The 23,425-nt window shown below is 69.1% G+C and carries 22 protein-coding genes; 6 read left to right on the top strand and 16 right to left on the bottom strand.

The features are described 5' to 3' along the window. Positions 1 to 32: 32 nt before the first annotated feature. Complete coding sequence (locus tag VC184_RS05330) at positions 33 to 722, bottom strand: lysophospholipid acyltransferase family protein (protein WP_112613924.1); 690 nt, start codon at positions 720 to 722, stop codon at positions 33 to 35. Between the two features lie 3 nt (positions 723 to 725). Further along, positions 726 to 1,658: an ROK family protein gene (locus tag VC184_RS05325; RefSeq protein WP_323987492.1), complete on the bottom strand. Its 933-nt coding sequence runs from the start codon at positions 1,656 to 1,658 to the stop codon at positions 726 to 728. Between the two features lie 143 nt (positions 1,659 to 1,801). Between VC184_RS05325 and VC184_RS05320 the strand changes: the two genes are divergently transcribed. Further along, on the top strand, positions 1,802 to 3,637 hold the full coding sequence (locus VC184_RS05320) for an AMP-dependent synthetase/ligase (RefSeq protein WP_323987491.1): 1,836 nt from the start codon (positions 1,802 to 1,804) through the stop codon (positions 3,635 to 3,637). Between the two features lie 65 nt (positions 3,638 to 3,702). On the opposite strand, the gene def is transcribed toward VC184_RS05320, so the two are convergent. Genes def through VC184_RS05305 form a run of 3 tightly spaced genes read right to left on the bottom strand, consistent with a single transcriptional unit; the run spans position 3,703 to position 9,456 of the window. After that, a complete protein-coding gene (def, locus tag VC184_RS05315; RefSeq protein WP_323987490.1) occupies positions 3,703 to 4,194 on the bottom strand; it encodes a peptide deformylase in 492 nt (163 codons plus the stop codon). Position 4,195: 1 nt separating this feature from the next. Continuing rightward, positions 4,196 to 5,998: a MinD/ParA family ATP-binding protein gene (locus VC184_RS05310; RefSeq protein WP_323987489.1), complete on the bottom strand. Its 1,803-nt coding sequence runs from the start codon at positions 5,996 to 5,998 to the stop codon at positions 4,196 to 4,198. Between the two features lie 50 nt (positions 5,999 to 6,048). Next, positions 6,049 to 9,456 carry a pyruvate carboxylase gene (locus tag VC184_RS05305; RefSeq protein WP_282502366.1) on the bottom strand — a complete coding sequence of 1,136 codons (3,408 nt, stop codon included), beginning with the start codon at positions 9,454 to 9,456 and terminating at the stop codon, positions 6,049 to 6,051. 90 nt (positions 9,457 to 9,546) lie between these two features. On the opposite strand from VC184_RS05305, the gene VC184_RS05300 reads away from it, so the two are divergent. Continuing rightward, complete coding sequence (locus VC184_RS05300) at positions 9,547 to 10,368, top strand: ParA family protein (RefSeq protein WP_323987488.1); 822 nt, start codon at positions 9,547 to 9,549, stop codon at positions 10,366 to 10,368. Positions 10,369 to 10,441: 73 nt separating this feature from the next. Here VC184_RS05300 and VC184_RS05295 read toward each other — a convergent pair whose 3' ends face one another. The 3 genes from VC184_RS05295 to VC184_RS05285 all read right to left on the bottom strand — a co-directional run bounded on the left by VC184_RS05295 (position 10,442) and on the right by VC184_RS05285 (position 12,259). Continuing rightward, the gene (locus VC184_RS05295) at positions 10,442 to 10,987 is read right to left on the bottom strand and encodes a MerR family transcriptional regulator (protein ID WP_023951592.1); all 546 of its coding nucleotides are present in this window, start codon (positions 10,985 to 10,987) and stop codon (positions 10,442 to 10,444) included. Between the two features lie 100 nt (positions 10,988 to 11,087). Then, positions 11,088 to 11,768: a transcriptional regulator FtsR gene (gene ftsR / locus VC184_RS05290; RefSeq protein WP_274177622.1), complete on the bottom strand. Its 681-nt coding sequence runs from the start codon at positions 11,766 to 11,768 to the stop codon at positions 11,088 to 11,090. Beyond that, a complete protein-coding gene (locus VC184_RS05285) occupies positions 11,765 to 12,259 on the bottom strand; it encodes an FHA domain-containing protein (RefSeq protein WP_112613910.1) in 495 nt (164 codons plus the stop codon). The genes ftsR and VC184_RS05285 overlap by 4 nt, the downstream gene beginning before the upstream one ends. Positions 12,260 to 12,366: 107 nt before the next feature. On the opposite strand from VC184_RS05285, the gene VC184_RS05280 reads away from it, so the two are divergent. Both VC184_RS05280 and lpdA read left to right on the top strand, forming a co-directional pair. Beyond that, positions 12,367 to 12,921: a copper resistance CopC family protein gene (locus VC184_RS05280; RefSeq protein ID WP_274177621.1), complete on the top strand. Its 555-nt coding sequence runs from the start codon at positions 12,367 to 12,369 to the stop codon at positions 12,919 to 12,921. 9 nt (positions 12,922 to 12,930) lie between these two features. Then, positions 12,931 to 14,331, top strand: coding sequence for a dihydrolipoyl dehydrogenase (lpdA, locus tag VC184_RS05275; protein ID WP_114587916.1), 1,401 nt, complete (start codon positions 12,931 to 12,933; stop codon positions 14,329 to 14,331). A gap of 82 nt (positions 14,332 to 14,413) precedes the next feature. On the opposite strand, the gene VC184_RS05270 is transcribed toward lpdA, so the two are convergent. Together VC184_RS05270 and VC184_RS05265 are read right to left on the bottom strand one after the other, a co-directional pair. Beyond that, entirely contained in the window at positions 14,414 to 15,046 is a 633-nt protein-coding gene (locus tag VC184_RS05270; RefSeq protein ID WP_323987487.1) for a CYTH domain-containing protein, read from the bottom strand. Continuing rightward, positions 15,036 to 15,281 (bottom strand): response regulator, encoded by a 246-nt coding sequence (locus VC184_RS05265; RefSeq protein ID WP_323987486.1) that lies wholly within the window; start codon positions 15,279 to 15,281, stop codon positions 15,036 to 15,038. The genes VC184_RS05270 and VC184_RS05265 overlap by 11 nt, the downstream gene beginning before the upstream one ends. Before the next feature lie 96 nt (positions 15,282 to 15,377). Between VC184_RS05265 and VC184_RS05260 the strand changes: the two genes are divergently transcribed. Further along, the gene (locus tag VC184_RS05260) at positions 15,378 to 16,109 is read left to right on the top strand and encodes a glutamine amidotransferase (protein ID WP_274177619.1); all 732 of its coding nucleotides are present in this window, start codon (positions 15,378 to 15,380) and stop codon (positions 16,107 to 16,109) included. A 1-nt stretch (position 16,110) separates the two neighbouring features. Here VC184_RS05260 and VC184_RS05255 read toward each other — a convergent pair whose 3' ends face one another. The 6 genes from VC184_RS05255 to adhE all read right to left on the bottom strand — a co-directional run bounded on the left by VC184_RS05255 (position 16,111) and on the right by adhE (position 22,762). Further along, the gene (locus VC184_RS05255; RefSeq protein ID WP_323987485.1) at positions 16,111 to 17,124 is read right to left on the bottom strand and encodes a YihY/virulence factor BrkB family protein; all 1,014 of its coding nucleotides are present in this window, start codon (positions 17,122 to 17,124) and stop codon (positions 16,111 to 16,113) included. A 51-nt stretch (positions 17,125 to 17,175) separates the two neighbouring features. After that, positions 17,176 to 17,655, bottom strand: a complete 480-nt coding sequence (locus VC184_RS05250) for an A24 family peptidase (RefSeq protein ID WP_323987483.1) — start codon at positions 17,653 to 17,655, stop codon at positions 17,176 to 17,178. Continuing rightward, complete coding sequence (locus tag VC184_RS05245) at positions 17,652 to 17,942, bottom strand: DUF1905 domain-containing protein (protein ID WP_323987716.1); 291 nt, start codon at positions 17,940 to 17,942, stop codon at positions 17,652 to 17,654. Before VC184_RS05245 ends, VC184_RS05250 begins: the two co-directional genes overlap by 4 nt. A 63-nt stretch (positions 17,943 to 18,005) precedes the next feature. Beyond that, positions 18,006 to 18,914, bottom strand: a complete 909-nt coding sequence (locus VC184_RS05240) for a L,D-transpeptidase (protein ID WP_323987481.1) — start codon at positions 18,912 to 18,914, stop codon at positions 18,006 to 18,008. A 49-nt stretch (positions 18,915 to 18,963) separates the two neighbouring features. After that, positions 18,964 to 19,956 carry an aldo/keto reductase gene (locus tag VC184_RS05235; protein WP_274177614.1) on the bottom strand — a complete coding sequence of 331 codons (993 nt, stop codon included), beginning with the start codon at positions 19,954 to 19,956 and terminating at the stop codon, positions 18,964 to 18,966. Between the two features lie 61 nt (positions 19,957 to 20,017). After that, entirely contained in the window at positions 20,018 to 22,762 is a 2,745-nt protein-coding gene (adhE, locus tag VC184_RS05230; RefSeq protein ID WP_323987479.1) for a bifunctional acetaldehyde-CoA/alcohol dehydrogenase, read from the bottom strand. Positions 22,763 to 22,954: 192 nt separating this feature from the next. Between adhE and nrdI the strand changes: the two genes are divergently transcribed. Continuing rightward, positions 22,955 to 23,401 carry a class Ib ribonucleoside-diphosphate reductase assembly flavoprotein NrdI gene (gene nrdI / locus VC184_RS05225; protein WP_282502358.1) on the top strand — a complete coding sequence of 149 codons (447 nt, stop codon included), beginning with the start codon at positions 22,955 to 22,957 and terminating at the stop codon, positions 23,399 to 23,401. Positions 23,402 to 23,425: the final 24 nt, after the last annotated feature.

Here is a 23,425-nt window from a genome sequence, read left to right as displayed (position 1 = left end):
GCTCGGCCGACACCCCGCCGGCCGTGTGACGATCAGGCCTGCTGCTGCGCTGCGCGCTCCTTGACCGACGATGCGTACACGTCTTCGTACTCCTGCTCGCCCAGCCGCTGCAGCGCGACCATGATCTCGTCGGTCACCGAGCGCAGCACGTACCGGTCGCTCTCCATCCCCTGGAAACGAGAGAAGTCCAGCGGCTCGCCGATGACCATTCCCACCCGTCCGACCCGGGGGATGCTGCGCCCGATGGGCATGACCGCGTCGGTGTCGACCATGACGACGGGGATCACGGGCACGCGGGCCTCGAGCGCCATGCGCGCCAATCCGGTACGTCCGCGGTAGAGCTTGCCATCGGGGCTCCGCGTGCCCTCGGGGTAGATCCCGAGCAGATCGCCGCGGCCCAGCACCTGGAGTCCCGTGTTGAGCGAGGCTTCGGACGCCTTGCCCCCCGTCCGGTCGATGGCGATCTGACCCGTCGCCTTCATGAACACCCGAGTGGCCCAGCCCTTGAGGCCCGTTCCGGTGAAGTAGTCGCTCTTGGCGAGGAACGACATCGGCCGGTCGATCATGAGCGGCAGGAAGATCGAGTCGCTCACAGAGAGGTGGTTACTGGCGAAGATCGCCGCACCGGATGCCGGGACGTTACGGCGCCCCACGATCCAGGGCCGGAAGATCGCCTTCACGACGGGTCCGATGAAGATGTACTTCATCAGCCAGTAGAACACCGGTCACCGCCCCCCGGCCAGATCGGCGACGCCGATCAGGCCCGCGTCGTTGCCGAGCGTCGCGATCGCGAAGTCGGCGGGAGCCGCGTTCTCGCCGCCCGGGAGCGCGCCACGGTAGGCCGCCCGGACCGGCGCGAGGAGCGTCTCGCCGAGCTGGGCGACGCCGCCGCCGATGACGAAGATCTCGGGGTCGAGCGTCGCCTGGAACCCGCCCGCGGTCTCGCCCAGCGCCGTCGCGACCCGGTGGAGCGCCTCGAGCGCTCCGGGATCGTCGGCGAGGATCAGGCGCGAGATCGCGTCGCCCGGGATCGAACCGTGCTCGTCGCGCACCTGCGCGAGCCCGGCACCGAGCTCGAGGTCGTCCGCGATGGCCACCGCCTCGCGCTGCAGCGCGCGTCCCGAGGCGTACTGCTCGAGGCATCCCTTCAGGCCGCACCCGCACAGGCGCCCGCCGCGCTCGAACCGCACGTGGCCGAGCTCGCCCGCCGCTCCTCGACCGCCGATGAGGAGCTGCCCGTCGATGATGACCGCTCCCCCGACGCCGGTGCCGAGGGTCAGCATCACCATGTTGGAGCTGCCGCGGCCGGCGCCGAAGCGGTACTCCGCCCACCCCGCGGCGTTGGCATCGTTCTCGAGCACGACGGCGACGCCGACGCGCGCCTCGAGCTCGGCTCGCAGCGGGTGCTCCACCCAGTCGATGTTCGGGGCGTGGCGCATGATCGACCGGGTGCGATCGAGGAATCCCGCGGCAGCGACGCCGACAGCGGTGACGTCGTGCGATGCGCGGAAGTGCCGCACCATGTCAGCGACGGCGTCGGCCAGCGCGTCGGTGTCGGCGGGGGTGTCGACGCGGATGCGGTCGACGATCGTCCCGTCGGCGGAGACGACACCTCCGGCGATCTTGGTTCCGCCGATGTCGATGCCGATGTTGAGCACGCGTGGTCCTTTCCGTCGGCCGTCCGGCGGCGACCCGCAAAGTCTAATGGGGCACCGCGTTCGCGCGCGGGCTCGGCGGCCGGGCGGCCGATAGAGTGTCTGTACCCTGCCAGACGCTTCCGGTACCGAAGGAGTTGCCGCCCATGAGCGCCGTCCAGTTCGAAGTCCCCGCTGTCGTTCCAGCCGACCCTGACGCGAACATCACCGATCTCCTCGTCGACCGGGTCGCCGCGACCCCGTCGCGAGCGCTCTTCGCCGTGCCGCACGACGGTGGTTGGCGAGACATCTCCGCGGCCGAGTTCCAACGCGAAGTCATCGCGCTGGCGAAGGGTCTCGTCGCCGCCGGTGTCGAGCCCGGCGACAAGGTGGCGTTCATCGCCCGCACCACGTACGACTGGACGCTCGTCGATTTCGCGATCTTCTTCGCCGGCGCCGTGATGGTCCCCGTCTACGAGACGAGCTCGGCGTCGCAGATCGCCTGGATCCTCGGCGACTCGGGCGCGACATTCGCGATCGCGGAGTCGGCCGACCACGCGGGTCGCATCGACGAGATCCGGTCGACCGTGCCCCTCGTCCGCGAGGTGTGGGTCATGGCTTCGGGACATCTCGACACGCTGCGCTCGAGCGGGGGCGGCGTGTCCGACGAGGAGATCGAGCGGCGACGGAACCTCGCCGTCGGCTCGGACATTGCGACGCTCATCTACACCTCGGGATCGACCGGGCGCCCGAAGGGCTGTGTGCTGACCCACAGCAACTTCGTCGAGCTCGCCCGAAACTCCGGCGAAGCACTCAAAGAGGTCGTCAACCACCCCGGCGGCGCATCGACGCTGCTGTTCATCACCACGGCTCACGTCTTCGCTCGCTTCATCTCGATCCTCAATGTCCATGCCGGGGTCAAGACCGGGCATCAGCCCGACACCAAGCAGCTGCTGCCTGCTCTCGGCACGTTCCAGCCGACCTTCCTGCTCGCGGTCCCGCGCGTGTTCGAGAAGGTCTACAACTCGGCGGAGCAGAAGGCCGAAGCCGGCGGCAAGGGCAAGATCTTCCGCGCCGCCGCGCAGGTCGCGATCGATCACTCGCGGCTGAAGCAGGAGGGCAAGAGCATCCCGCTGCTGACCAAGCTCAAGTTCCGTGTCTTCGACAAGCTGGTCTACGGCAAGCTCCGCGCCGCCATGGGCGGCCGCGTCACCTACGCCGTCTCGGGATCCGCTCCCCTGGGCCCGCGCCTCGGCCACTTCTTCCACAGCCTCGGCGTCACGATCCTCGAGGGCTACGGACTCACCGAGACGACGGCTCCCGCGACGGTCAACCTCGCGACGAAGTCCAAGATCGGCACGGTCGGGCCGGTCCTGCCCGGCGTCGGAGTCCGCCTCGGTGAGGACGGCGAAGTCGAGGTGCGCGGCATCAACGTGTTCGCGGAGTACTGGCGCAACCCCGAGGCCACCGAGGCGGCGTTCAACGACGGCTGGTTCAAGACCGGCGACATCGGATCGTTCGACGACGAGGGCTTCCTCACGATCACCGGACGCAAGAAGGAGATCATCGTCACCGCCGGCGGCAAGAACGTCGCCCCCGCCGTGCTGGAAGATCCCATCCGCGCCAATCCGATCGTGGGCCAGGTCGTCGTCGTGGGCGATCAGAAGCCCTTCATCTCCGCGCTCGTCACGCTCGACCCGGAGATGCTGCCGACCTGGCTGACGAATAACGGCCTCTCCGGAGACATGTCCCTCGCCGACGCGGCGAAGAACGCCGAGGTCCGCGCCGAGGTCCAGCGCGCGATCGACGAGGCGAACCGCAACGTCTCGCGCGCAGAGTCGATCCGCAAGTTCACGATCCTCGACACGGAGTGGACCGAGGCGAGCGGCCACCTGACGCCCAAGATGAGCATCAAGCGCAACGTCATCCTCACCGACTTCTCGGACGCCATCTCCGACATCTACGACGAACCGGTGAAGACGAGCAACGTCCCGCTCGGATGATCGGATGACGCAGAAGCGGGGCCCGGCTGGTGATGACCGGCCGGGCCCCGCTTCTGCGTGACGCGTCAGAACCAGGACGACTCGCGCACCTCGCGCATGGCGATCCGACGCTCGGCGGGCGAGAGCCGGTCGAGGTACAGGATGCCATCGAGATGATCGCACTCGTGCTGCAGGGCCTGCGCCATCAGCCCCTCGCCCTCGAGGACGATCTCTTCGCCGTCGAGATGGATGCCCACGGCGCGCGCGTACGGGTGCCGGAGCGTGTCATGCCACAGGTTGGGTACCGAGAGGCATCCCTCGCCGATCAGAGACGGTTCACCGGAGACCTCGACGAGACGCGGATTGAGGATGTAGCCGATGACGCCGTCCACGTTGTAGCTGAACGCGCGCAGGCCCACGCCGATCTGCGGAGCGGCGACGCCCGCACGACCGGGCAGCTCGACGGTGTCGAGGAGGTCCTGGACGAGCGAGCGCACACCGTCGTCGATCGTCTCGATCGGAGCTGCCGGCGACTTCAGGACCGGGTCGCCGAAGAAGCGGATCGCGCGAACCGTCATGTCAGGCCGCCCCTCCCAGACGCAGACCTTCGACCACGCTCGCCGCGAGTTTGCGCGCCGCTTCGCGGGTCGCCGGCTCGAGGTCGCGGAACGAGACCGCGCTCCCCGCCGCCAGGTGCGGGTCGTACGGAACGCGCAGGACGGAGCGCACGCGCGTGGCGAAGTGCGTCTCCAACTCTTCCGCGCGAACCATCGGCGTTCCCGGACGGGATGTGTTGAGCACCACGACGGCGTTCTTCACGGCGTCGGCGAAACCGTTGGATTCGAGCCACGTCAACGTCTCGGAGGCCAGCCGGGCCTCGTCGACCGAGAGACCGGCGACGACGACGATCTGGTCGGACAGTCCGAGAGTCGCGCCCATCACGGAATGCACGATCCCGGTGCCCGTGTCGGTGAGGACGATGGAGTAATAGTGCGCCGCGATCGCGGCCACATCCTCGTAATCGTGATCGCTGAACGCTTCGGATACGTGCGGATCGGCGTCGGAGGCCAGCACGTCGAGCCGGGTTTCGTCGCGCGCGACGATGGCGGAGAGGTCGTTGAAGCCGACTACCTCACCGCGTGCACGCGCCAGATCGCGCACGGTCTTCCCGCTCGTTCGGCCGATGCGATCGGCCAGCGTGCCACGGTCGGGATTGGCGTCGATGGCGATCACGCGGTCATCGCGGGCATCTGCGAGAGCCATGCCGAGGAGGGTCGTCACCGTCGTCTTGCCGACGCCGCCCTTGCGCGAGAGCACGGGGACGAACTTCGCGCCACCGACCAGCGGCGCGGCGATGCGTCGGTCGAGCTCCTTCCGCGCCCGCGCGCGCTTTCCGTCGCCGAGGTTGATGCGATGGCCGGAGACGCTGTACAGCAGCCGCTGCCAACGGCCTTCCGGATCGGCTCGCACGACCTGCGAGGGGTCGAGCAGACGTTCGGCCGTGAGGAGGTCGGCGGACTCGCGCCCGGGCTCGAGGTCGCCGATACGTCGCGATTGGAGGACGGGCTCGGTCGTACGTGCCACGGACACGCGCTCGCTGGCGTGACGCACCTGCTCGGCGGCCTGGTGCGCTTGCCGGCGCGTCGTCGGCACGGTCCCGGTGATCGGGGTGGAGGTCGGCACGACCGTCGCGACGACGGCACCGCCCTCGAGCGTTTCTCCGACGTCGGGCCTCGGGGCGTCGTGCTCGACGGCGGCGTCCGTCGCGTCGCCGGACTCATCACGCACGTCCAGAGCCTCGCCGGCTGCACCCGCGGTCATCGGTTCCGAGTCGTCCTGACCGTCGGTCTCCGCGTCCTCGTCGTCGATCGTGGCGGTGACGACCTCGTCGGCCGGCTCGGCTGCGTCGTCATCGGTCGCGACGTCGTCGTCGGTCGCGACGTCCTCATCGGTCGCGACGTCGATGTCGTCGTCGTCGACGACGAGGTCGGCTGCTTCGGCCTCCGTCACCTCGTCGTCCGGCTCGCCGTCGCTCGACCGATCCGGCGCCGCGAGGTCGTCGTCGTGGTCTGGAGTCGCGTGCTCGCCGACGCCCGCCTCGTCGTCGGAAGCACGCGATGTGTCATCCTCTGACGCGTCGGCATCGTCGTACGGCTCGCCCGGTCCCGCCCCGAGGGGGATGTCGCCGGTCGTCAGCTGCTCGTCGCCGACCTCGCCGTCGATGACGTCGTCGTCATCGAGGTCGTCTTCCGCGACGGGAAGCGCGACGTCGACCTGCGCGGTGCCGCCGATGATCCCGATCGCCGTCGTGTGAATGCTCTCGCTGTCGGCGAGGACCGCGGGATCGGTCTCTTCGGGCTGATTCTCGTTGCGCTCAGGCATGTTTTGCTGCGTCCACTCCCAGGTCTCGAGCTCGCGCCCGACCCCTTAGGCTACCCGCCGGGCCGGACGACGACCAAAAGGTCACCGGCTTCGACCGCTGCGGTCGGATCGACGACGAGCCGCTCGACGACGCCCGCCACGGGCGCCGTGATGCCCGCTTCCATCTTCATCGCCTCGATCGACGCGACGGGCGCCCCGGCCTCGACGGCATCGCCGACGGCCACCTTGAGCGTGACGACGCCCGAGAACGGAGCCGCGACCTGACCGGGAATCGCGGTATCGGCCTTCTCTGCTTGGCGGGCCTCGACGCTGATCCCGCGGTCGCGGACGAAGACCGGCCGCAGCTGCCCGTTCAGGGTCGCCATGACCGTGCGCATGCCCTTGTCATCGGCCTCGCCGATGGCCTCGAGCCCGACGTAGAGCTGGACGCCCTTCTCGATCTCGACGACGTGCTCGGCGCCGGGAACGAGCCCGTACAGATAGTCCGCGGTGTCGAGCACGCTGAGGTCACCGTACGTCTCGCGTACCCGGTCGAACTCCTGGGTCGGCGCGGAAAAGAGCAGCGCGTTCAGCGTGCGCCGTCGTGTTGCGGAATCCGCGTCGAGGTCCGCCGCCTGCGCTGCCGACAGGTCGGTGACAGCGGGTCGCACGGTGCGCCCGGCGAGCACCTTCGACCGGAACGGTTCGGGCCATCCGCCCGGCAGGTCGCCGAGCTCGCCCGCCATGAAGCCGACGACCGATTCCGGGATGTCGTACGCACCCGGGTCGGCGGCGAAGGCTTCGGGATCGGCTTTGACGGCTGCCAGATGCAGGGCGAGGTCGCCCACGACCTTCGACGACGGCGTGACCTTCGGAACCCGGCCGAGGATCCGGTTCGCCGCGGCGTACATGTCCTCGATGAGCTCGAAATCGTTGGCGAGCCCGAGGGCGATGGCCTGCTGCCGCAGGTTGGAGAGCTGGCCGCCGGGGATCTCGTGGCGGTAGACCCGGCCGGTGGGGCCGGGCAGACCGGACTCGAACGGCCGGTACATGTGCCGCACGGCTTCCCAGTAAGGCTCGAGGTCCGACACCGCATCGAGGTCGAGCCCCGTGTCGCGGTCAGTGTGCGCGAGGGCGGCCACGAGAGCGGAGAGCGACGGCTGGCTGGTCGTGCCCGCCATGGGCGCGGACGCCGCGTCGACGGCATCCGCCCCCGCTGCGCTCGCGGCCAGAAGGGTCGCCAGCTGCCCGCCGGCGGTGTCGTGCGTGTGGACGTGGACGGGGAGATCGAACCGTTCGCGCAGCGCCGAGACCAGGCGCGACGCTGCGGCCGGCCGCAGCAACCCGGCCATGTCCTTGATGGCGAGGACGTGCGCTCCCGCTTCGACGATCTCCTCGGCGAGACGGAGGTAGTAGTCGAGGGTGTAGAGGTCCTCGCTCGGGTCGAGCAGATCTCCCGTGTAGCAGAGCGCGACTTCGGCGATCGTCGTTCCGGTCTCGAGGACGGCGTCGATGGCGGGCCGCATCTGCGTGACGTCGTTCAGTGCGTCGAAGATCCGGAAGATGTCGACACCCGCATCCGCCGCTTCCCGAACGAAGGCTTGCGTGACGGCTGTCGGGTAGGGGGTGTACCCGACGGTGTTGCGGCCGCGCAGCAGCATCTGCAGCGCCACGTTGGGAAGCGCGTCACGGAGCTTGTCGAGCCGTTCCCAGGGGTCTTCGCCGAGGAAGCGGAGCGCCACGTCGTAGGTCGCTCCGCCCCACGCCTCGACGGAGAGAAGCTGAGGAGTGAGCCGCGCAACAGCGGGGGCGACCGCAACGAGGTCCTTTGTCCGCACGCGGGTCGCGAGAAGCGACTGGTGCGCGTCGCGGAAGGTCGTCTCCGTCACGGCGAGCGAGGTCTGGCGGCGCAGGGCTTCGGCGAACCCCACTGGCCCGAGTTCGAGGAGGCGCTGACGCGAGCCCGCCGGTGGCGACGCAGCGAGGTCGATCCGCGGAAGCTTGCTCCGGGGGTCGACGCTCGTCGGAGTAGAACCGTGCGGGCGGTTGACGGTGGTGTCGGCGAGCCAACCCAGGATCTTCGATCCGCGGTCCTTGGACGCGCGTCCCTCGAGCAGCTCGGGGCGCTCGTCGATGAACGACGTGCTGAGGTCACCGCGAGCGAAAGACGGGTCGTCGAGAACCTGCTGCAGGAACGGGATGTTGGTCGAGACGCCACGGATGCGGAACTCGGCGAGGGCGCGGCGCGAGCGAACGACCGCGGCGCCGAAGTCGCGGCCCCGGCAGGTGAGCTTGGCGAGCATCGAGTCGAAGTGCGGGCTCACCTGAGATCCGGCGGCGGTCGTGCCGCCGTCGAGACGGATGCCGGCCCCGCCGGGCGACCGGTAGGTGGTGATCTTCCCCGTATCGGGGCGGAACCCCTGAGCCGGGTCCTCGGTCGTGATGCGGCACTGCAGAGCCGCGCCGCGCAGCTGGATGCGGTTCTGGGTGAGGCCGAGCTGCGCGAGGCTCTCCCCCGCCGCGATCCGCATCTGGGACTGGACCAGGTCGACGTCGGTGACCTCCTCGGTCACCGTGTGCTCGACCTGGATGCGGGGGTTCATCTCGATGAAGACGATCTCGCCCGCCCGGGGGCCGGCGGTCTCGAGCAGGAACTCGACGGTGCCGGCGTTCACGTAGCCGATGGAGGTCGCGAAGGCGATCGCGTGCCGGTGCAGGTCGGCCCGCGTCTCGTCGTCGAGATTGGGAGCCGGCGCGATCTCGATGACCTTCTGATGACGCCGCTGCACCGAGCAGTCCCGCTCGAAGAGGTGAACCGTCTCCCCCGTGGCATCGGCGAGCACCTGAACCTCGACATGGCGGGGTCGCTGCACGGCCTGTTCCAGGAAGACGCGCGCGTCGCCGAAGGCACTCCGGGCCTCGCGCATGGCCTCGGAGAGGGCCGGCGCGAGCTCGTCGGGGCTGGCGACGCGCCGCATCCCGCGTCCCCCACCACCGGCGACGGCTTTGACGAAGACGGGGAAGCCGATGTCGCCTGCCTGGGCCACGAGAGCGTCGATGTCGTCAGAGGCGTCGGTCGATCGCAGCACCGGCACGCCTGCGGCGACCGCGTGGCCCTTGGCCGTGACCTTGTTCCCCGCCATCTCGAGCACGCGTGCGGAAGGACCGATGAACGCGATGCCCGCCTCGGCGGCGCGCGCCGCGAGTTCCGGATTCTCCGACAGGAAGCCGTAGCCCGGGTAGATGGCGTCTGCCCCGCTCTCACGCGCGACGCGGATGATCTCGTCGACGTCGAGGTAGGCACGCACCGGGTGACCCTTGACGCCGATCTCGTAGGCCTCGTCGGCCTTCAGCCGGTGGAGCGAGTATCTGTCCTCATGGGGATAGACCGCCACGGTCCGGGCCCCGAGCTCGAACGCCGCGCGGAAAGCGCGGATGGCGATCTCACCACGATTCGCGACAAGGATCTTCCGGAACATGCTCACCTCGCTGGAGTGAGTCGCGCGGCAACGGCGCCGCGCGGGGGCTCGAATACCCTCACAGCCTAGGGGAAGGTAACGTAGAGCCTCGTGCACGTACTTTCCGTCAGCTCGCTCAAGGGCGGGGTCGGCAAGACGACGGTCACCCTGGGGCTCGCATCCGCCGCGTTCGCCCGCGGTGTCCGGACGTTGGTTGTCGACCTCGATCCGCAGTCCGACGTGTCGACGGGGATGGACATCCAGGTCGCCGGCCGTCTCAACGTCGCCGATGTCCTCGCCAATCCGAAGGAGAAGGTGGTCCGTCAGGCCATCACCTCGAGCGGATGGGCGAAGGTGCACCCCGGCACCATCGACGTTCTGATCGGCAGCCCGTCGGCCATCAACTTCGACGGACCGCACCCGAGCGTGCGCGACGTCTGGAAGCTCGAAGAGGCTCTCGCGACCATCGAGGCCGACTACGACCTCGTGCTCATCGACTGCGCTCCCTCTCTCAACGCCCTGACCCGCACGGCGTGGGCGGCCAGCGACCGCGTGATCGTCGTGACCGAGCCCGGCCTGTTCTCTGTCGCTGCCGCCGATCGCGCCCTCCGTGCCATCGAGGAGATCCGACGCGGCCTTTCGCCTCGCCTGCAGCCCCTCGGAATCGTGGTCAACCGCGTGCGTCCGCAGTCGATCGAGCACCAGTTCCGCATCAAGGAACTCCGCGACATGTTCGGTCCCCTGGTGCTCTCGCCTCAGCTGCCCGAACGCACCTCGCTGCAGCAGGCCCAGGGTGCGGCGAAGCCGCTCCACATCTGGCCCGGAGACTCCGCGCAGGAGCTCGCGTCCGACTTCGACGCGCTGCTCGACCGCGTGCTGCGCACCGGCCGCATCCCGGTCGCGGGCGAGACCCCCACGGCCATGCCGAGCTGATCGGCTCGCCGCCACACGAACGAAACCCCGGCCGCACCGCAGGTGCGCCGGGGTTCTGTGTATCGGGAGCGACTCAGGCGCTGCGCGCCGAGCGTCGCGCGGCGAGCTCGTCGACGGGGTCCGGCGCCTGGGGGTCGAACTCCACGAGCGTCGACTCGACCTCGCGGAGGACCTTCCCGACCGCGATGCCGAACACGCCCTGACCGCGGCTGACGAGGTCGATGACCTCGTCGTTCGACGTGCAGAGGTAGACCGAAGCGCCGTCGCTCATCAGGGTCGTCCCGGCGAGATCACGAATGCCGGCGGCGCGGAGCTGATCCACGGCGACGCGGATCTGCTGCAGCGAGATGCCGGTGTCGAGCAGTCGCTTCACGAGCTTGAGGACGAGGATGTCGCGGAAGCCGTAGAGCCGCTGCGACCCGGAGCCACTGGCGCCGCGAACGGTCGGGACGACGAGTTCGGTGCGAGCCCAGTAGTCGAGCTGACGGTAGGTGATCCCGGCGGCGCGAGCGGCCTGCGCTCCCCGGTACCCGGCTTCGTCATCCATCTCGGGGAGACCGTCGGTGAAGAGCAGGTCGGTCGTGAACCGCATCTCGCCGAGCGAATCATGCGCGGTCATCTGGTCCTCCTGCCGGACGGTCGGGTTTCTTCCACGCTAGATGAGGGATGCCGCCGCGGCAACGACATCCGTTCCGAGCCCGCGGCGTGTCGCGTGCGGCTCACCTGACGAGTCGGTCGATAGCCGCCTGGACGAACGCCGAACGGACGTCGTCGAGCCGGCGCACCAGTTCGGGAGCGAGCTCGTGGGCGCGTCCACGAGACGAGGAGTCGGTTCGGCGGAGCAACGGCGCGAGTGCCGTCTCGACGAGCGCGACGTCACGCTCGGCCGCCTGGCGCACCGTGCGGAGGTGGCGAGGACCGATGCCGTGACGATCGAGGGCGACGAGGGTACGCAGCAGCACCAGCGCGCGTTCGTCGTAGGTGTCGGCGGCGGGCAGCAGGCCCGCTGACACCGCGTCGCCGAGCAGCGCCGCGGTGGCCTCGGCCTGATCGATCAGCTCGTCGCGCCGATAGCGCCGATGCTGGACGATCGACGCCGGCAGCGCAGGCGGAAGCCCCTCGACCCCCGGTGTGTCGAGGTACTCACGGATGCGTGCCAGGGGCATGTAGTGGTCGCGCTGGAGCGTCAACGCCGTGCGCAGGCGCTCCACGTCCGCGGGCGAGAACTTCCGGTATCCCGACCCGGTGCGCGTCGGTGTGACGATCCCCTGGTCCTCGAGGTAACGGAGCTTGCTCGAGCTCAGAGCCGGAAACTCCGGGCTGAGCCGGGCGAGCACCTGACCGATGCTCAGATGACCCGCCGTCGTGGACCGACTGCGGGCGGCGGGGGCCGCGCTCACGCGCCGGTCGCCGGTCCGCGATCGAGCGGTGAGACGAAGAAGTTCAGGCGGAACTTGCCGACGCGCAGTTCGGCGCCGTCCGAGAGCACAGCTCGGTCGACGCGCTCGCCGTTCACGTACGTGCCGTTCAGGGAGCGCTGGTCGACGATCTCGAATGCCGAGCCGGTGCGAGTGATCTCTGCGTGCCGGCGCGAGACCGTGACGTCGTCGAAGAAGATGTCGGCCTCGGGGTGGCGACCGACGGTCGTCACGTCGGTGTCGAGCAGATACCGGGCTCCCGCCGTCGGGCCCGAACGCACCAGAAGCAGGGCTGCCCGCTCCGGCAGAGCCTGGATGGCATCGCGCTCGACAGCGGTGAGGTCAGCCCCGAACGGCACGAATGACAGGTCCAGGTCGTGCCCGAACGTCTGCGTCGTGTCCGAGGACCCGCTGTGCGGCGCGCGGTCGGGGCCGCGTCGGATGTCGTCGACGTCTCGATCCTTTTCGTCCACAGTGTCCTCCTCTTCCGGGCCAGCCTAACGGATCGACGACGAGTCGCGAACGCGATTCCCGAGGGCTCTCACGACCTTCATATGCCTCGCGGATTAGGCTCGGGGCGATGTCTCAACGCACCCCCGCTCTCCGCACGCGCCTCCTCGCCGCCCTCGGCCTCGCACTCGGTCTCGCCGTCGCCGCACCAGCGTCCCCCGCCCTCGCACACGACGAGCTGCTCGCTTCGGATCCGGCCGCCGATTCGACGGTGACCGCGCTGCCCGGCGAGCTGACCCTCACTTTCAGTGGCGTCCTGATCGACGAGGACGGGGTCAACGCGATCTCGGTGACCGACGCAGCCGGAACCGAGCTCGCCGAGGGCGCGCCGGCGCTCGATGGGACCACGGCGACCCAGGCGCTCAGCGGCGACAGCCAGGGCCCGATCACCGTGCGGTGGCGTGTGGTCTCGAGCGACGGCCACCCGGTCTCGGGCGAGTTCTCGTTCACCGCCGGCGACCCCGCGGCCGCGCCGACATCCTCCGTCGGCGGAGAAGCCGAGACCACCGCGGAGGAAGGCCTTCCCGCCGTGTTCTGGATCGTCGTGTCGATCGTCGTCGTCGCCGGCGTGATCGCGCTCGTCATCGCCCTCGTCGCGGCGTCTCGGCGGCGCACCGAGGACTAGGCTGGGAGCATGCCTCACTACAACGTCGTCATCCTCGGCGCGGGCCCCGGCGGGTATGTCGCAGCTGTCCGCGCTGCGCAGCTCGGACAGTCCGTCGCGATCATCGAAGAGAAGTACTGGGGAGGCGTCTGCCTCAACGTCGGCTGCATCCCTTCCAAGGCGCTGCTGAAGAACGCCGACCTCGCCCACACCTTCAAGCACAAGGCCGATCTCTTCGGCATCAGCGGAGATGTGAACTTCGACTTCGGCACCGCGTTCGACCGCAGCCGCAAGGTGGCCGAGACGCACGTCAAGGGCATCCACTTCCTGATGAAGAAGAACAAGGTCACCGAGTACGAGGGTCGCGGTTCGTTCCTCGACGCCAAGTCGATCCAGGTGACCAAGACCGATGGCTCGCAGGAGACCGTCACGTTCGACAACGTCATCATCGCCACCGGCTCGACGGTGCGCCTGCTCCCCGGCGTTCAGCTCAGCGACAACGTCGTGACCTACGAGGAGCAGATCCTCACTCGCGACCTGCCGAACTCGATCGTCATCGTCGGTGCCGGCGCGATCGGCATGGAGTTCGCCTTCGTGATGTCGAACTACGGCGTCAAGGTCACGATCATCGAGTTCCTCGACCGCGCCCTCCCCAACGAGGACGTCGAGGTCTCGAAGGAGATCCAGAAGCAGTACAAGAAGTACGGCATCGACATCCTCACCTCGACCAAGGTCGAGCAGATCGTCGACTCCGGCGACAAGGTCACCGTCTCGTACTCGGCCAACGCCGACGGCGCGAAGGGGCAGATCGAGGCCGACAAGGTCCTCATGTCGATCGGCTTCGCGCCCCGCGTCGAGGGCTTCGGTCTGGAGAACACCGGCGTGAAGCTCACCGAGCGCGGCGCGATCGACATCGACGACCACATGCGGACCAATGTCGAGGGCATCTACGCGATCGGTGACGTCACCGCCAAGCTGCAGCTCGCACACGTCGCCGAGGCGCAGGGCGTCGTCGCGGCCGAGACGATCGGCGGAGCCGAGACGCAGACTCTCGGCGATTACCGCAACATGCCGCGTGCGACGTTCTGCTCGCCGCAGGTCGCATCGTTCGGTCTGACCGAGCAGCAGGCGCGCGACGCCGGTCACGACGTCAAGGTCGCCAAGTTCCCCTTCTCGGCGAACGGCAAGGCGAACGGCCTGGGCGAGCCCGTCGGCTTCGTCAAGCTGATCGCCGACGCTGAGCACCTGGAGCTCCTGGGCGGACACCTGATCGGCCCCGACGTGTCGGAGCTGCTGCCCGAGTTGACCCTTGCTCAGAAGTGGGACCTGACCGCGCTCGAGGCCGCGCGCAACGTCCACACGCACCCGACGCTGTCGGAGGGCCTGCAGGAGGCCTTCCACGGTCTCGCGGGCCACATGATCAACCTCTGACGCTCGCGTCTCCAAGACGAACGCACCGCGCGGCTACGGCCGGCGGTGCGTTCGTCTTTTCGTCTGAGCGAGCTGCGGATACTCAGCGCCCGAGGGCGCGTCCGAGCTTGGATTCGGATGCCGCCGGCGCTCCCCCGACGGATGCCACGAGCTCATCAGCCGCCGCGAAGAGCTCGGCGACACCCGCCGCAGTGCTCGGGGCCGCAGGGCCCAGCTCGAGCTCCCACTCCCGCCACGAAGTCGTGCGCCCCGAGCGCTCGTCCGCGGCCGTCACCCGATCGTCGACGAACTCCGCGACCATGCCGCCCTCGGCATCGAGCAGAGCGAAGGCGGTGCGCGAGTTCCGGATGCGGGCGATGACCTCGAACGGCGGCTGCGCCACCTCGGCGAGCTCCGCGATGATCGCCTCGGGCACCTCGACCGGGGCCGAATCATCGGCGTCGTCGAGGGGCCAGTGCGTCTCGAGCTTGCCTTCCGGCGTCGAACGCTTGACGTGCCAGCCCGCGTCGGGACCGCCTGTACGTCGCCGCAGCGCGGTCAGCGCCTCGGCGAGTCGCCCGTCGGCGGTGTCGAGGTAACGCGCGTCGAGTTCGCGGGGCTCGGGCTCACCGACGGACGCGACTCCGGGAAGAGTCGACCAGTCGGGCACCGCCGTGCCGGCCTCGACGTCGTACTTGCGCTCGATCTCGAGCGAGCTGCGCGGCTCAGTCGTCACTGGTGACGCGGTCGTCGCGCTCGTCGGTCGAGGGGTCGATGTCGCCCTCCGCCTCGACGAAGTGGAACTCGGACGACGTCGGCCCGTCACCCTCGCCGCTGTGCTCCGGCTCGCCGGCGCGCTCGTAGACCACCTGGGTCTCGCTGTAGGGAAGGATGAGCCGGTCTGACGCGTCGTCGTCCAGCGGAAGGGTCTGCCCATCGAGGGGACCACCGTGCAGTCGTGCAATAGCCATGTTCTGACCTCCTGGTTCCGACGATACCCGCGCCGCCCGGACCGGCCGATACGCTTGCGCCATGCGTGCTCGGCGACTACGAAAGCTCCCCTCGGCGTGAAGCCGTTCGTGCTGCTCGCCACCCGCGCTGAGGACGTACCCGCAGACGAGGAGTACGAGCTCTTCCTCCGCCATACGGGCCTCGAGCCTGCTTCGCTCCGGCGCGTGCGGCTCGAGGCCGGGCCGATGCCCGACATCGACCTCGACGATGTGTCGGGCATCTTCGTGGGCGGCGGCCCGTTCAACGCATCCGATCCGTGGGAGCAGAAGTCTGCCGTGCAGCGCCGGGTCGAGGCCGAGTTCTCGGATCTTCTGGCGCGGGTCGTCACGCAGGACGCCCCGTTCCTCGGGGCCTGCTACGGCATCGGTACGGTGGGCGCCTTCCTCGGCGCCACGATCGACCGCCGATTCGGCGAGCCCATCAGCGTCGTCGACGTCGAGTTGATGGATGCCGGCAGGCGCGACCCGCTCCTGGCCGGGATGCCGCAGACGTTCTCGGCCTTCGTCGGGCACAAGGAAGCGATCTCAGAGCTCCCGCCGCGCGCCGTGCTGCTGGCTTCATCAGCCGGATGCCCGGTACAGATGTTCCGGGTCGGCGAGAACGTCTACGCGACGCAGTTCCACCCCGAGCTCGACCTCGAGGGCATCACCACCCGTATCCACGCCTACGCCGGATACGGCTACTTCGCACCCCACGAGCTCGACCTCACCCTGAGCGCCGTGCGTCGCAGCCCGGTCACCCACACGGGGTCGATCCTGCGTGCGTTCGTCGAGCGCTACGCGCGGTAGGTCAGGCGTTCGCTTTCGCGCGTTCCTCGGCCTCGAGCTCGCGGGCCTTGTCGAGTTCCCGGGCGGCGGCGGAGACGGCATCCTCGGCACGCTGCACGCGCCGCTGCAGGAATGTCGCGGCGCCGAACCGCGCACGCACGCGGTCTTCCTCTTCGCGCACGCCCGTGATGATGTACGCCGTGGCGATGAGGATGACCTGCGATGACAGGTTGAGCCACAGCAGCAGCGCGATGAGCGAGGCGAACGACGCCAGCAACGGGTTCGAGGTCGCGCCACCGACGAACAGCCCGGACAGCTGCTGCAGCACCGTCAGCCCTGCGGCACCGAGGAGTGCGCCGCTCCAGAGCGCACGCCTTCGCACCTTCACCCCGGACAGAACCCGGAAGAGCACGGCCACAGCGACGGCGTCGAGGGCGAACACCACCACCAGCGACACGGCCCAGCCGCCGAACTGCACGAGCGGGTTGTCGTCAGAGAAACCGAGGAGGTCGGCGAGCAGTCCCACCCCGGCCGTCCCGAGGAAGGTCACTCCCGCAGCGGCCACAAGGGCCCCGCCGATACCGATCGCGAGTGCGAGGTTGCGCAGCAGCACCCAGACGAACAGCACGTCGTCGGTGAGCTGGTCCGCGATCGCGCGCATCGCGGTACGGAGCGATCCGATCGCACCGATCGCCGCGCCGAGCAGACCGACGGTGGCGATGACTCCCGCGATCGTGAGTCCCGCGGGGGCGGTGATGTCGTCGAGCTTGATGAGGCCGTTCGTTCCGACGAGTCCCGGGATGACACGGTTCACCGCGTCGATGAGCGCCTGCCACGCAACCGGATCGCCGGCGAGCCAGAGCGCCGCGACGGAGAACCCCAACAGCACGCCGGCGAACACGCTGAACAGGGTGCGATACGTGACGCTGTCGGCGAGCACCGGTCCGCGATGTTCGCTGTAGAGCAGGAATGCGCGTACCGGCTTGCGCTGCAAGGCCCACGCGATCGAGCGGGAGATGAACGTGGACTCGGCCATGCGGCCACGATAGCGCGACGTCCACCTCCTCCCTCGCGCACTTGACAGGCATCAGCCCGCGACCCACGAACCTCCGACGGCGACCCATGCGCCGGCGAGCATGAAAGGACCGAACGGGATCCGCGTGCGTCGGTCGCCGCGGCGCACGGCGATCATGACGACGGCGACGAGACCTCCGGATACGAGTCCGAGCGCCGTTGCGACGAGCGGCGCTTGCCAGCCGTGCGGCCCGGTGAGAAGCCCGATCGCCGCCGCGAGCTTCACGTCTCCCCCGCCCATCCCACCGCCGGCGCGATGCAGGAGGTAGTACAGGACGAACAACGCCGCGCCACCGACAGCCGCCCCACCGAGCGGACGCATCGAAGCGTGCTCGATCGCCGCGAGCGTGGCGAGGCCCGCGGCTGTCCCGGCGAGTCCGAAGACGAGGCGATTGGGCAGCCGGTGCGTCGCGATGTCGACGGCCGCGAGCGCCGAGCTCAGCACTGCGGCGGCCGCGACGAGCACGATCATCGCCATCGAGACCGCCGTCACGCGTCGAGGACCTCGAGACTCACCCGGACGACACCGTCCGATCCGATCGATTCAGCTCGACGGATGGCCTGCTTCAGCGGCAGGACGTAACCGCCGCGACTCGCGTCCGGAAAGATCGAGGTCTGCCACGTCGATCCGCCGATCGTCGCCCGGACCCGTACCGCGCCGAACCCCCGCGGCATCCGCGGGATTTCTCGGATGTCGGCGCTGGGCTCTGCCGGGACGGCCGCGAAGTACCAATCCTGGGTGCGAGCCTCCCAACGGAAGACCTCCGCATCGAACTCCATTCTCACGCGATCAGCGTAGGCCGTACCTCGACCCGAGCGCCGGGGGTCTCCACAGGTGCTCGGCTAGGGCTGAATCAGGACCGGCGTCCCGGCCGGCAGCTGAGCCAGCCGGTCGACCGCGGGCCCGTCGAGGTAGATGCAGCCGAAGGATGTATCGCCCTCGCGCGCCCGGTAGTAGTGGAAGGCCGTCACAGCGACGTCTCCCCCGTCGAAGCCCGCCATCACGGGCGATTGGACCCCGAGGTAGACCATGGGATGCCCCTGGGTGTACCGGAACTCCGGCACGACCGTCGTCCACATGACGAAGGTCCGTCCGGTCGGTGTCGGTGTCGAGGGCTTTCCCCACGCGAACTGGTTCGACACGCGTTCGCGTCCGGCGGCGCTGACGATGTCGATCGTGTTCGCCGCGAGATGGACCTCGACGAACTGCGGGGTCGTGGTCAGCTCCACGTCGGCGACGCGCAGCCACCCGACGGTCTGCCCGCCGTTGCCCTCGGGCGGCACCCCCTGCCGGCCCGGCAGGAGCACCTTGACCCAGTCGGCCTGGGCCTCGACGACGGGCACGGTCGTGCCGCCGTAGTGGTGGTCGCGAGGAAGGTGCCCGACCGGTTGCCCGGTGGGGTCGGCGAACACGGGCGCGCCCGCACCCAGCGACCGCGCGAGCGATGAGGTCACCGGTCCCATCGGATCGTCGTCGACGGGCACCGCCGGGTTGACCGAGCGCACGTCGATCAACGGGAGAGCGGTGATGTCGTAGAGGGTGTCGTTGCGGGCGTAGGGTGCCGGCCCAGCATCCGTCGCCTGCGCCACGGGCGTGGATGACGGAGCGTCACTGAGGGCGGCAGCGGCCGGCGGCTCAGCTGTGGCGGCCGCGAGGTCGCGAAGCGGCGCAAGCGCCCAGTACCCCGAGACGGCCAGGACTCCGACCGCGACGACGGCCACGAGGGCTGCGGGATGCGGTCGCCGAGTCATACGCCCATGCTCGGTCGCACACGGCGATGACGCAAGAGCGGGCCGCGGGTCACCAGTGCGGGTGGATGTCTGCTCGCAGGAGCTCGTCGTAGACGTCGACGACCGCATCGGCGAACGCCGTCAGATCGGTGCCATCGTCGAGCAGATCCGCCGCGGCCGCGTTGGCGCGCGCCTGCTCTGTCGTCCGGGCTCCCGGAATGACGCTCGTGACGCCCGGACGCGAGGCGATCCACGCCAGCGTCGCCGCCGGCAGGGTGATGCCTTCGGGAAGAGCGGCCGCGAGCCGGCGCGCAGCCGTCAGGCCGGTCTCGAAGTCCACCCCCGAGAACGTCTCGCCGCGGTCGAAGGCCTCGCCGTGCCGGTTGTACGAACGGTGATCGTCGGCCGCGAACTCGGTCTGCTCGGTGTAGCGACCGCTCAGCAGACCCGACGCCAGGGGGACGCGCGCGAAGATCGCGACGTCGGCGGCCCGGGCCGCGGGAAGCACCTCGTCGAGCGGCTTCAACCGGAAGGGATTGAGGATGATCTGGATGTTCGTGACGTTCGGCCGAGCGATCGCCGCGAGCGCCTGCGCGGCGGTCTCGACCGAGACGCCGTAGGCCGTGATCGCTCCGTCCGCGACCAGTTCGTCGAGGGCGTCGTAGGTCGCGTCCGACTCGATGACCGCCGACGGCGGGCAATGCAGCTGCACGAGGTCGAGCGTGTCGACACCCAGGTTGCGCCGCGATCGGTCGGTCCAGGCGCGGAAGTTCTCGCGCGTGTAGTTCTCGGGAACCTGCGCTTCGCGGCGCCCCATCTTGGTCGCGACGGTGATGCCGTGCCCCGGACGGCCGGCGAGGAATCGGCCGATGGTCGTCTCACTGCGGCCATCGCCGTAGACGTCGGCGGTGTCGAAGAGCGTGACGCCGGCATCGGCGGAGGCCGCGAGGACGGCCAGAGCCTGGTCGTCGTCGACCTCGCCCCAATCGGCGCCGAGCTGCCAGGTGCCGAGGCCGATGGCCGAGACGGAACGGGAGGTCGAAGCGAGGCTGCGCTGCTGCATGGCTACAGCGTAGGCGCAGGGCCGGACACCTCGGTCCGGCCCTGCGCTCCGCGGATCGTCGTCAGGCGCCGTGCGCCGCCTTCGCCTTCCCGCCGTTCTTCTTCGTGGGGGCGTCCGAGGTCTCCGCGTTGACCGGCGCAGCCGGGAGGGCGGCATCCGCAGCCGCGACGGCCGCGGCGCGAGTGGCGCGCACCGCGCCGAACGACGTGCCGTAGTACGCGGCCTCCATGAGCGTCTTCATGTCATCGATCATCGGCATCCGCGGGTTCGCCGGTGCGCACTGATCCTCGTACGCAGCCATCGCGAGACTGTGCAGGTTGTCGAGGAAGCGGGCTTCGTCGACGCCCTGCGCCTGGAACGAGCGCTCGATGCCGACGCGGTCTCGCAGCTCCTCCACCGCGCGGGCGTAGCTCTCGACACCTTCCTCCGGCGTCGCGGCCGGAAGCCCGAGGTGCTGCGCGATCTGCTGGAAGCGCTCGGGAGCGATGTACCGCTCGTACTTGGGCCAGCTCGTGAGCTTCGTCGGCACCGTGCCGTTGTACCGGATCACGTGCGGCAGGTAGACCGCGTTGGTCCGCCCGTGCACGAGCTTGTACGTCGCGCCGGTGACGTGAGCCATCGCGTGCACGATCCCGAGGAAGGCGTTGCCGAAAGCCATCCCCGCGATGGAGGCCGCGTTGTGCATCTTCTCGCGAGCCTTGCGGTCGGCGCTGTCGGTCGAGCCCGGCTGAGCCTTCGTGCTGCGCTCGATGTTCTCGAAGATGAGCTTGATCGCGTGCAGGCAGAGCCCGTCGGTGTAGTCGTTGGCGTACACCGACACGTACGCCTCGGTCGCGTGCGTCAGCGCGTCGAAGCCGGCATCCGCCACGAGGAACCCCGGGAGCACCCGCGTCAGCTCGGGATCGATGATGGCGACGGACGGCGTGAGCGCGTAGTCGGCCAGCGGGTACTTCATCCCGGTGGCGTCGTCGGTGATGACGGCGAAGGGAGTCATCTCCGACCCCGTCCCCGACGTGGTGGGAACGCAGACGAGCTTGGCTTTCTTGCCCATCTCGGGGAACGTGAACGCACGCTTGCGGACATCGAAGAACTTCTCGCGCATGTCGGAGAACTCGATCTCGGGGTTCTCGTACAGCAGCCACATGACCTTCGCGGCGTCCATGGGCGATCCGCCGCCGAGCGCGATGATCGTGTCGGGCTGGAACTGGCGCAGCTGTTCCGCCCCGGCCACGACCTCCGACACCTTCGGCTCGGGGCGCACCTGATTCAGCAGCTGCACCTGGACCCGGTTCTCGCGACGGTTCAGGACATCGGTGATGCGGTCGACGTAGCCGAGCGAGGTCATGGTCTCGTCGGTGATGATGCTGACGCGTTCGACGCCCCGCATGTCGGCGAGGTAGCGGATCGCGTGCGGCTCGAAGTACGTCTTCGCCGGGATCTTGAACCACTGCAGGTTGTTGTTGCGCCGTCCGACGCGCTTGACGTTCACGAGGTTCACCGCCGAGACGTTGTTGGAGACGGAGTTGTGACCGTACGAGCCGCAGCCGAGGGTCAGCGAGGGCAGGAAGGCGTTGTAGATGTCGCCGATGCCGCCGAGGGCCGACGGCGAATTCTCGATGATGCGGACCGCCTTGACGACCTCCGCGAAGCGGGCGATCACGTCCGCATCGTTGGAGTGGATGGCGCCGGAGTGACCGAGCCCGTCGAACGCCACCATCTGCCGCGAGAGCTCGATGCCCTCATCCGGAGTCGAGGCACGGAGAACGGCGAGGACCGGGGCGAGCTTCTCGCGCGTGAGCGGCTCGTGCGGGCCGACGCCGGAGACCTCGGCGAGGAGGATCGAGGTGTCGGCGGGCACGGTGAAGCCCGCCTGCTCGGCGATCCACACCGGCGACTGGCCGACGACGCGCGCGTTGAGCTTCGCGTCGGCGCAGTTCACGCTGTCGGCTGTCACCCCGAAGATGAACGCCTCGAGCATCGCCTTCTCCCCCGTCGTCACCCGGTAGGCGTGCAGGCGGGCGAACTCGTCCAGCGCCTCCTCGGCGACGGGCTCGTCGAGGATGACCGCCTGCTCGCTCGCGCAGACCATGCCCATGTCGAACGACTTCGACAGCACGATGTCGTTGACGGCGCGACCGACGTCGGCGGTGCGTTCGATGAAAGCGGGCACGTTGCCGGCGCCGACGCCGAGGGCGGGCTTGCCGCACGAGTAGGCGGCGCGGACCATGGCGTTGCCGCCGGTGGCGAGGATGAGGGCGACGCCCGGGTGGTTCATCAGCTCGCCGGATGCCTCCATCGACGGCTCTTCGATCCACTGGATGCAGTCGGCGGGCGCGCCGGCCGCCACCGCGGCCTCGCGCACGATGCGGGCAGCTTCGGACGAGCAGCGCTGTGCGGACGGGTGGAATCCGAAGATGATCGGGTTGCGGGTCTTGAGCGCGATGAGCGACTTGAAGATGGCGGTCGAGGTCGGGTTGGTGACCGGGGTCAACGCACAGATCACCCCGACGGGGTCTGCGATCTCGGTGATCCCCGTCAGCTCGTCGTGCGCGATGACGCCGACGGTCTTCTGGTCGATGATCGAGTGCGTCACGTGCTCGCACGCGAACATGTTCTTCACGGCCTTGTCTTCGAACAGGCCGCGGCCGGTCTCTTCGACGGCCATGACGGCCAGCTCACCGTGATGGTGCAGCGCCGCGACCGATGCCTTGCGGACGATGTGGTCGATCTGTTCCTGGGTGAAGTGCGCGTACTCGTCGAGGGCACGCTGTGCCCGGGTGACGAGGGCGTCGACGGCGATGGACATCGTGAGCCTTCCCGGCGCGGACGGTCGCCGCGTCTGTGTCCGAATCCGGGATGGAGGGACCTCGACCCCGTGATCACAGTCTGCGCCATGTGGTCTGACCACAGTGTCCATGCGGGCCGGAACAAATCGGAACCGCGACTTTTCCCGATCCGACACCGGTCCGTCACGGACACCGCGGAGCAGACTGACCCCGTGGCGCAACTCCCGGTGTACTTCTTCTCCTCGACTTCTAACCTCATCCGCCGCTTCGCGAGCAACCTCCACGCCACCGACGGCCGTCCCGTGCGCGACCTCTCCGAGCGGACCGTTCGCTCGAGCGAGGCACCGGGACCCTGGATCCTGCTGACGCCTTCGTACAAGGCGGGGAACGACGCTCACGCGACCCTGCCGGCGGCGGTTCGCGCCTTCCTGCGCTCCCCCGCGAACCGCCGGCGCCTCGTCGGGATCATCGGCTCCGGCAACCGCAACTTCGGCGACCACTACCAGGCGGCGGCACGCGAGCTCGCTCGGGTGTCGGGACGTCCGGTGGTGTTCGAGTTCGAGCTGGCGGGCACCCCAGAGGATGTCGCGGAGTGCGCTCGCATCTTGACGGCTTTCGATGCGCGCTTCGGGAACGCTCCCGAGGCGCACGATCGATGAGTCGTATTGCGTCTTTCGGTGACG

This window comes from Microbacterium plantarum (assembly GCF_035231185.1).
Lineage (GTDB): Bacteria > Actinomycetota > Actinomycetes > Actinomycetales > Microbacteriaceae > Microbacterium > Microbacterium plantarum.
The sequence above is the reverse complement of the archived record's forward strand: the minus strand, read 5'-3'. Positions and strand labels throughout refer to the sequence as shown.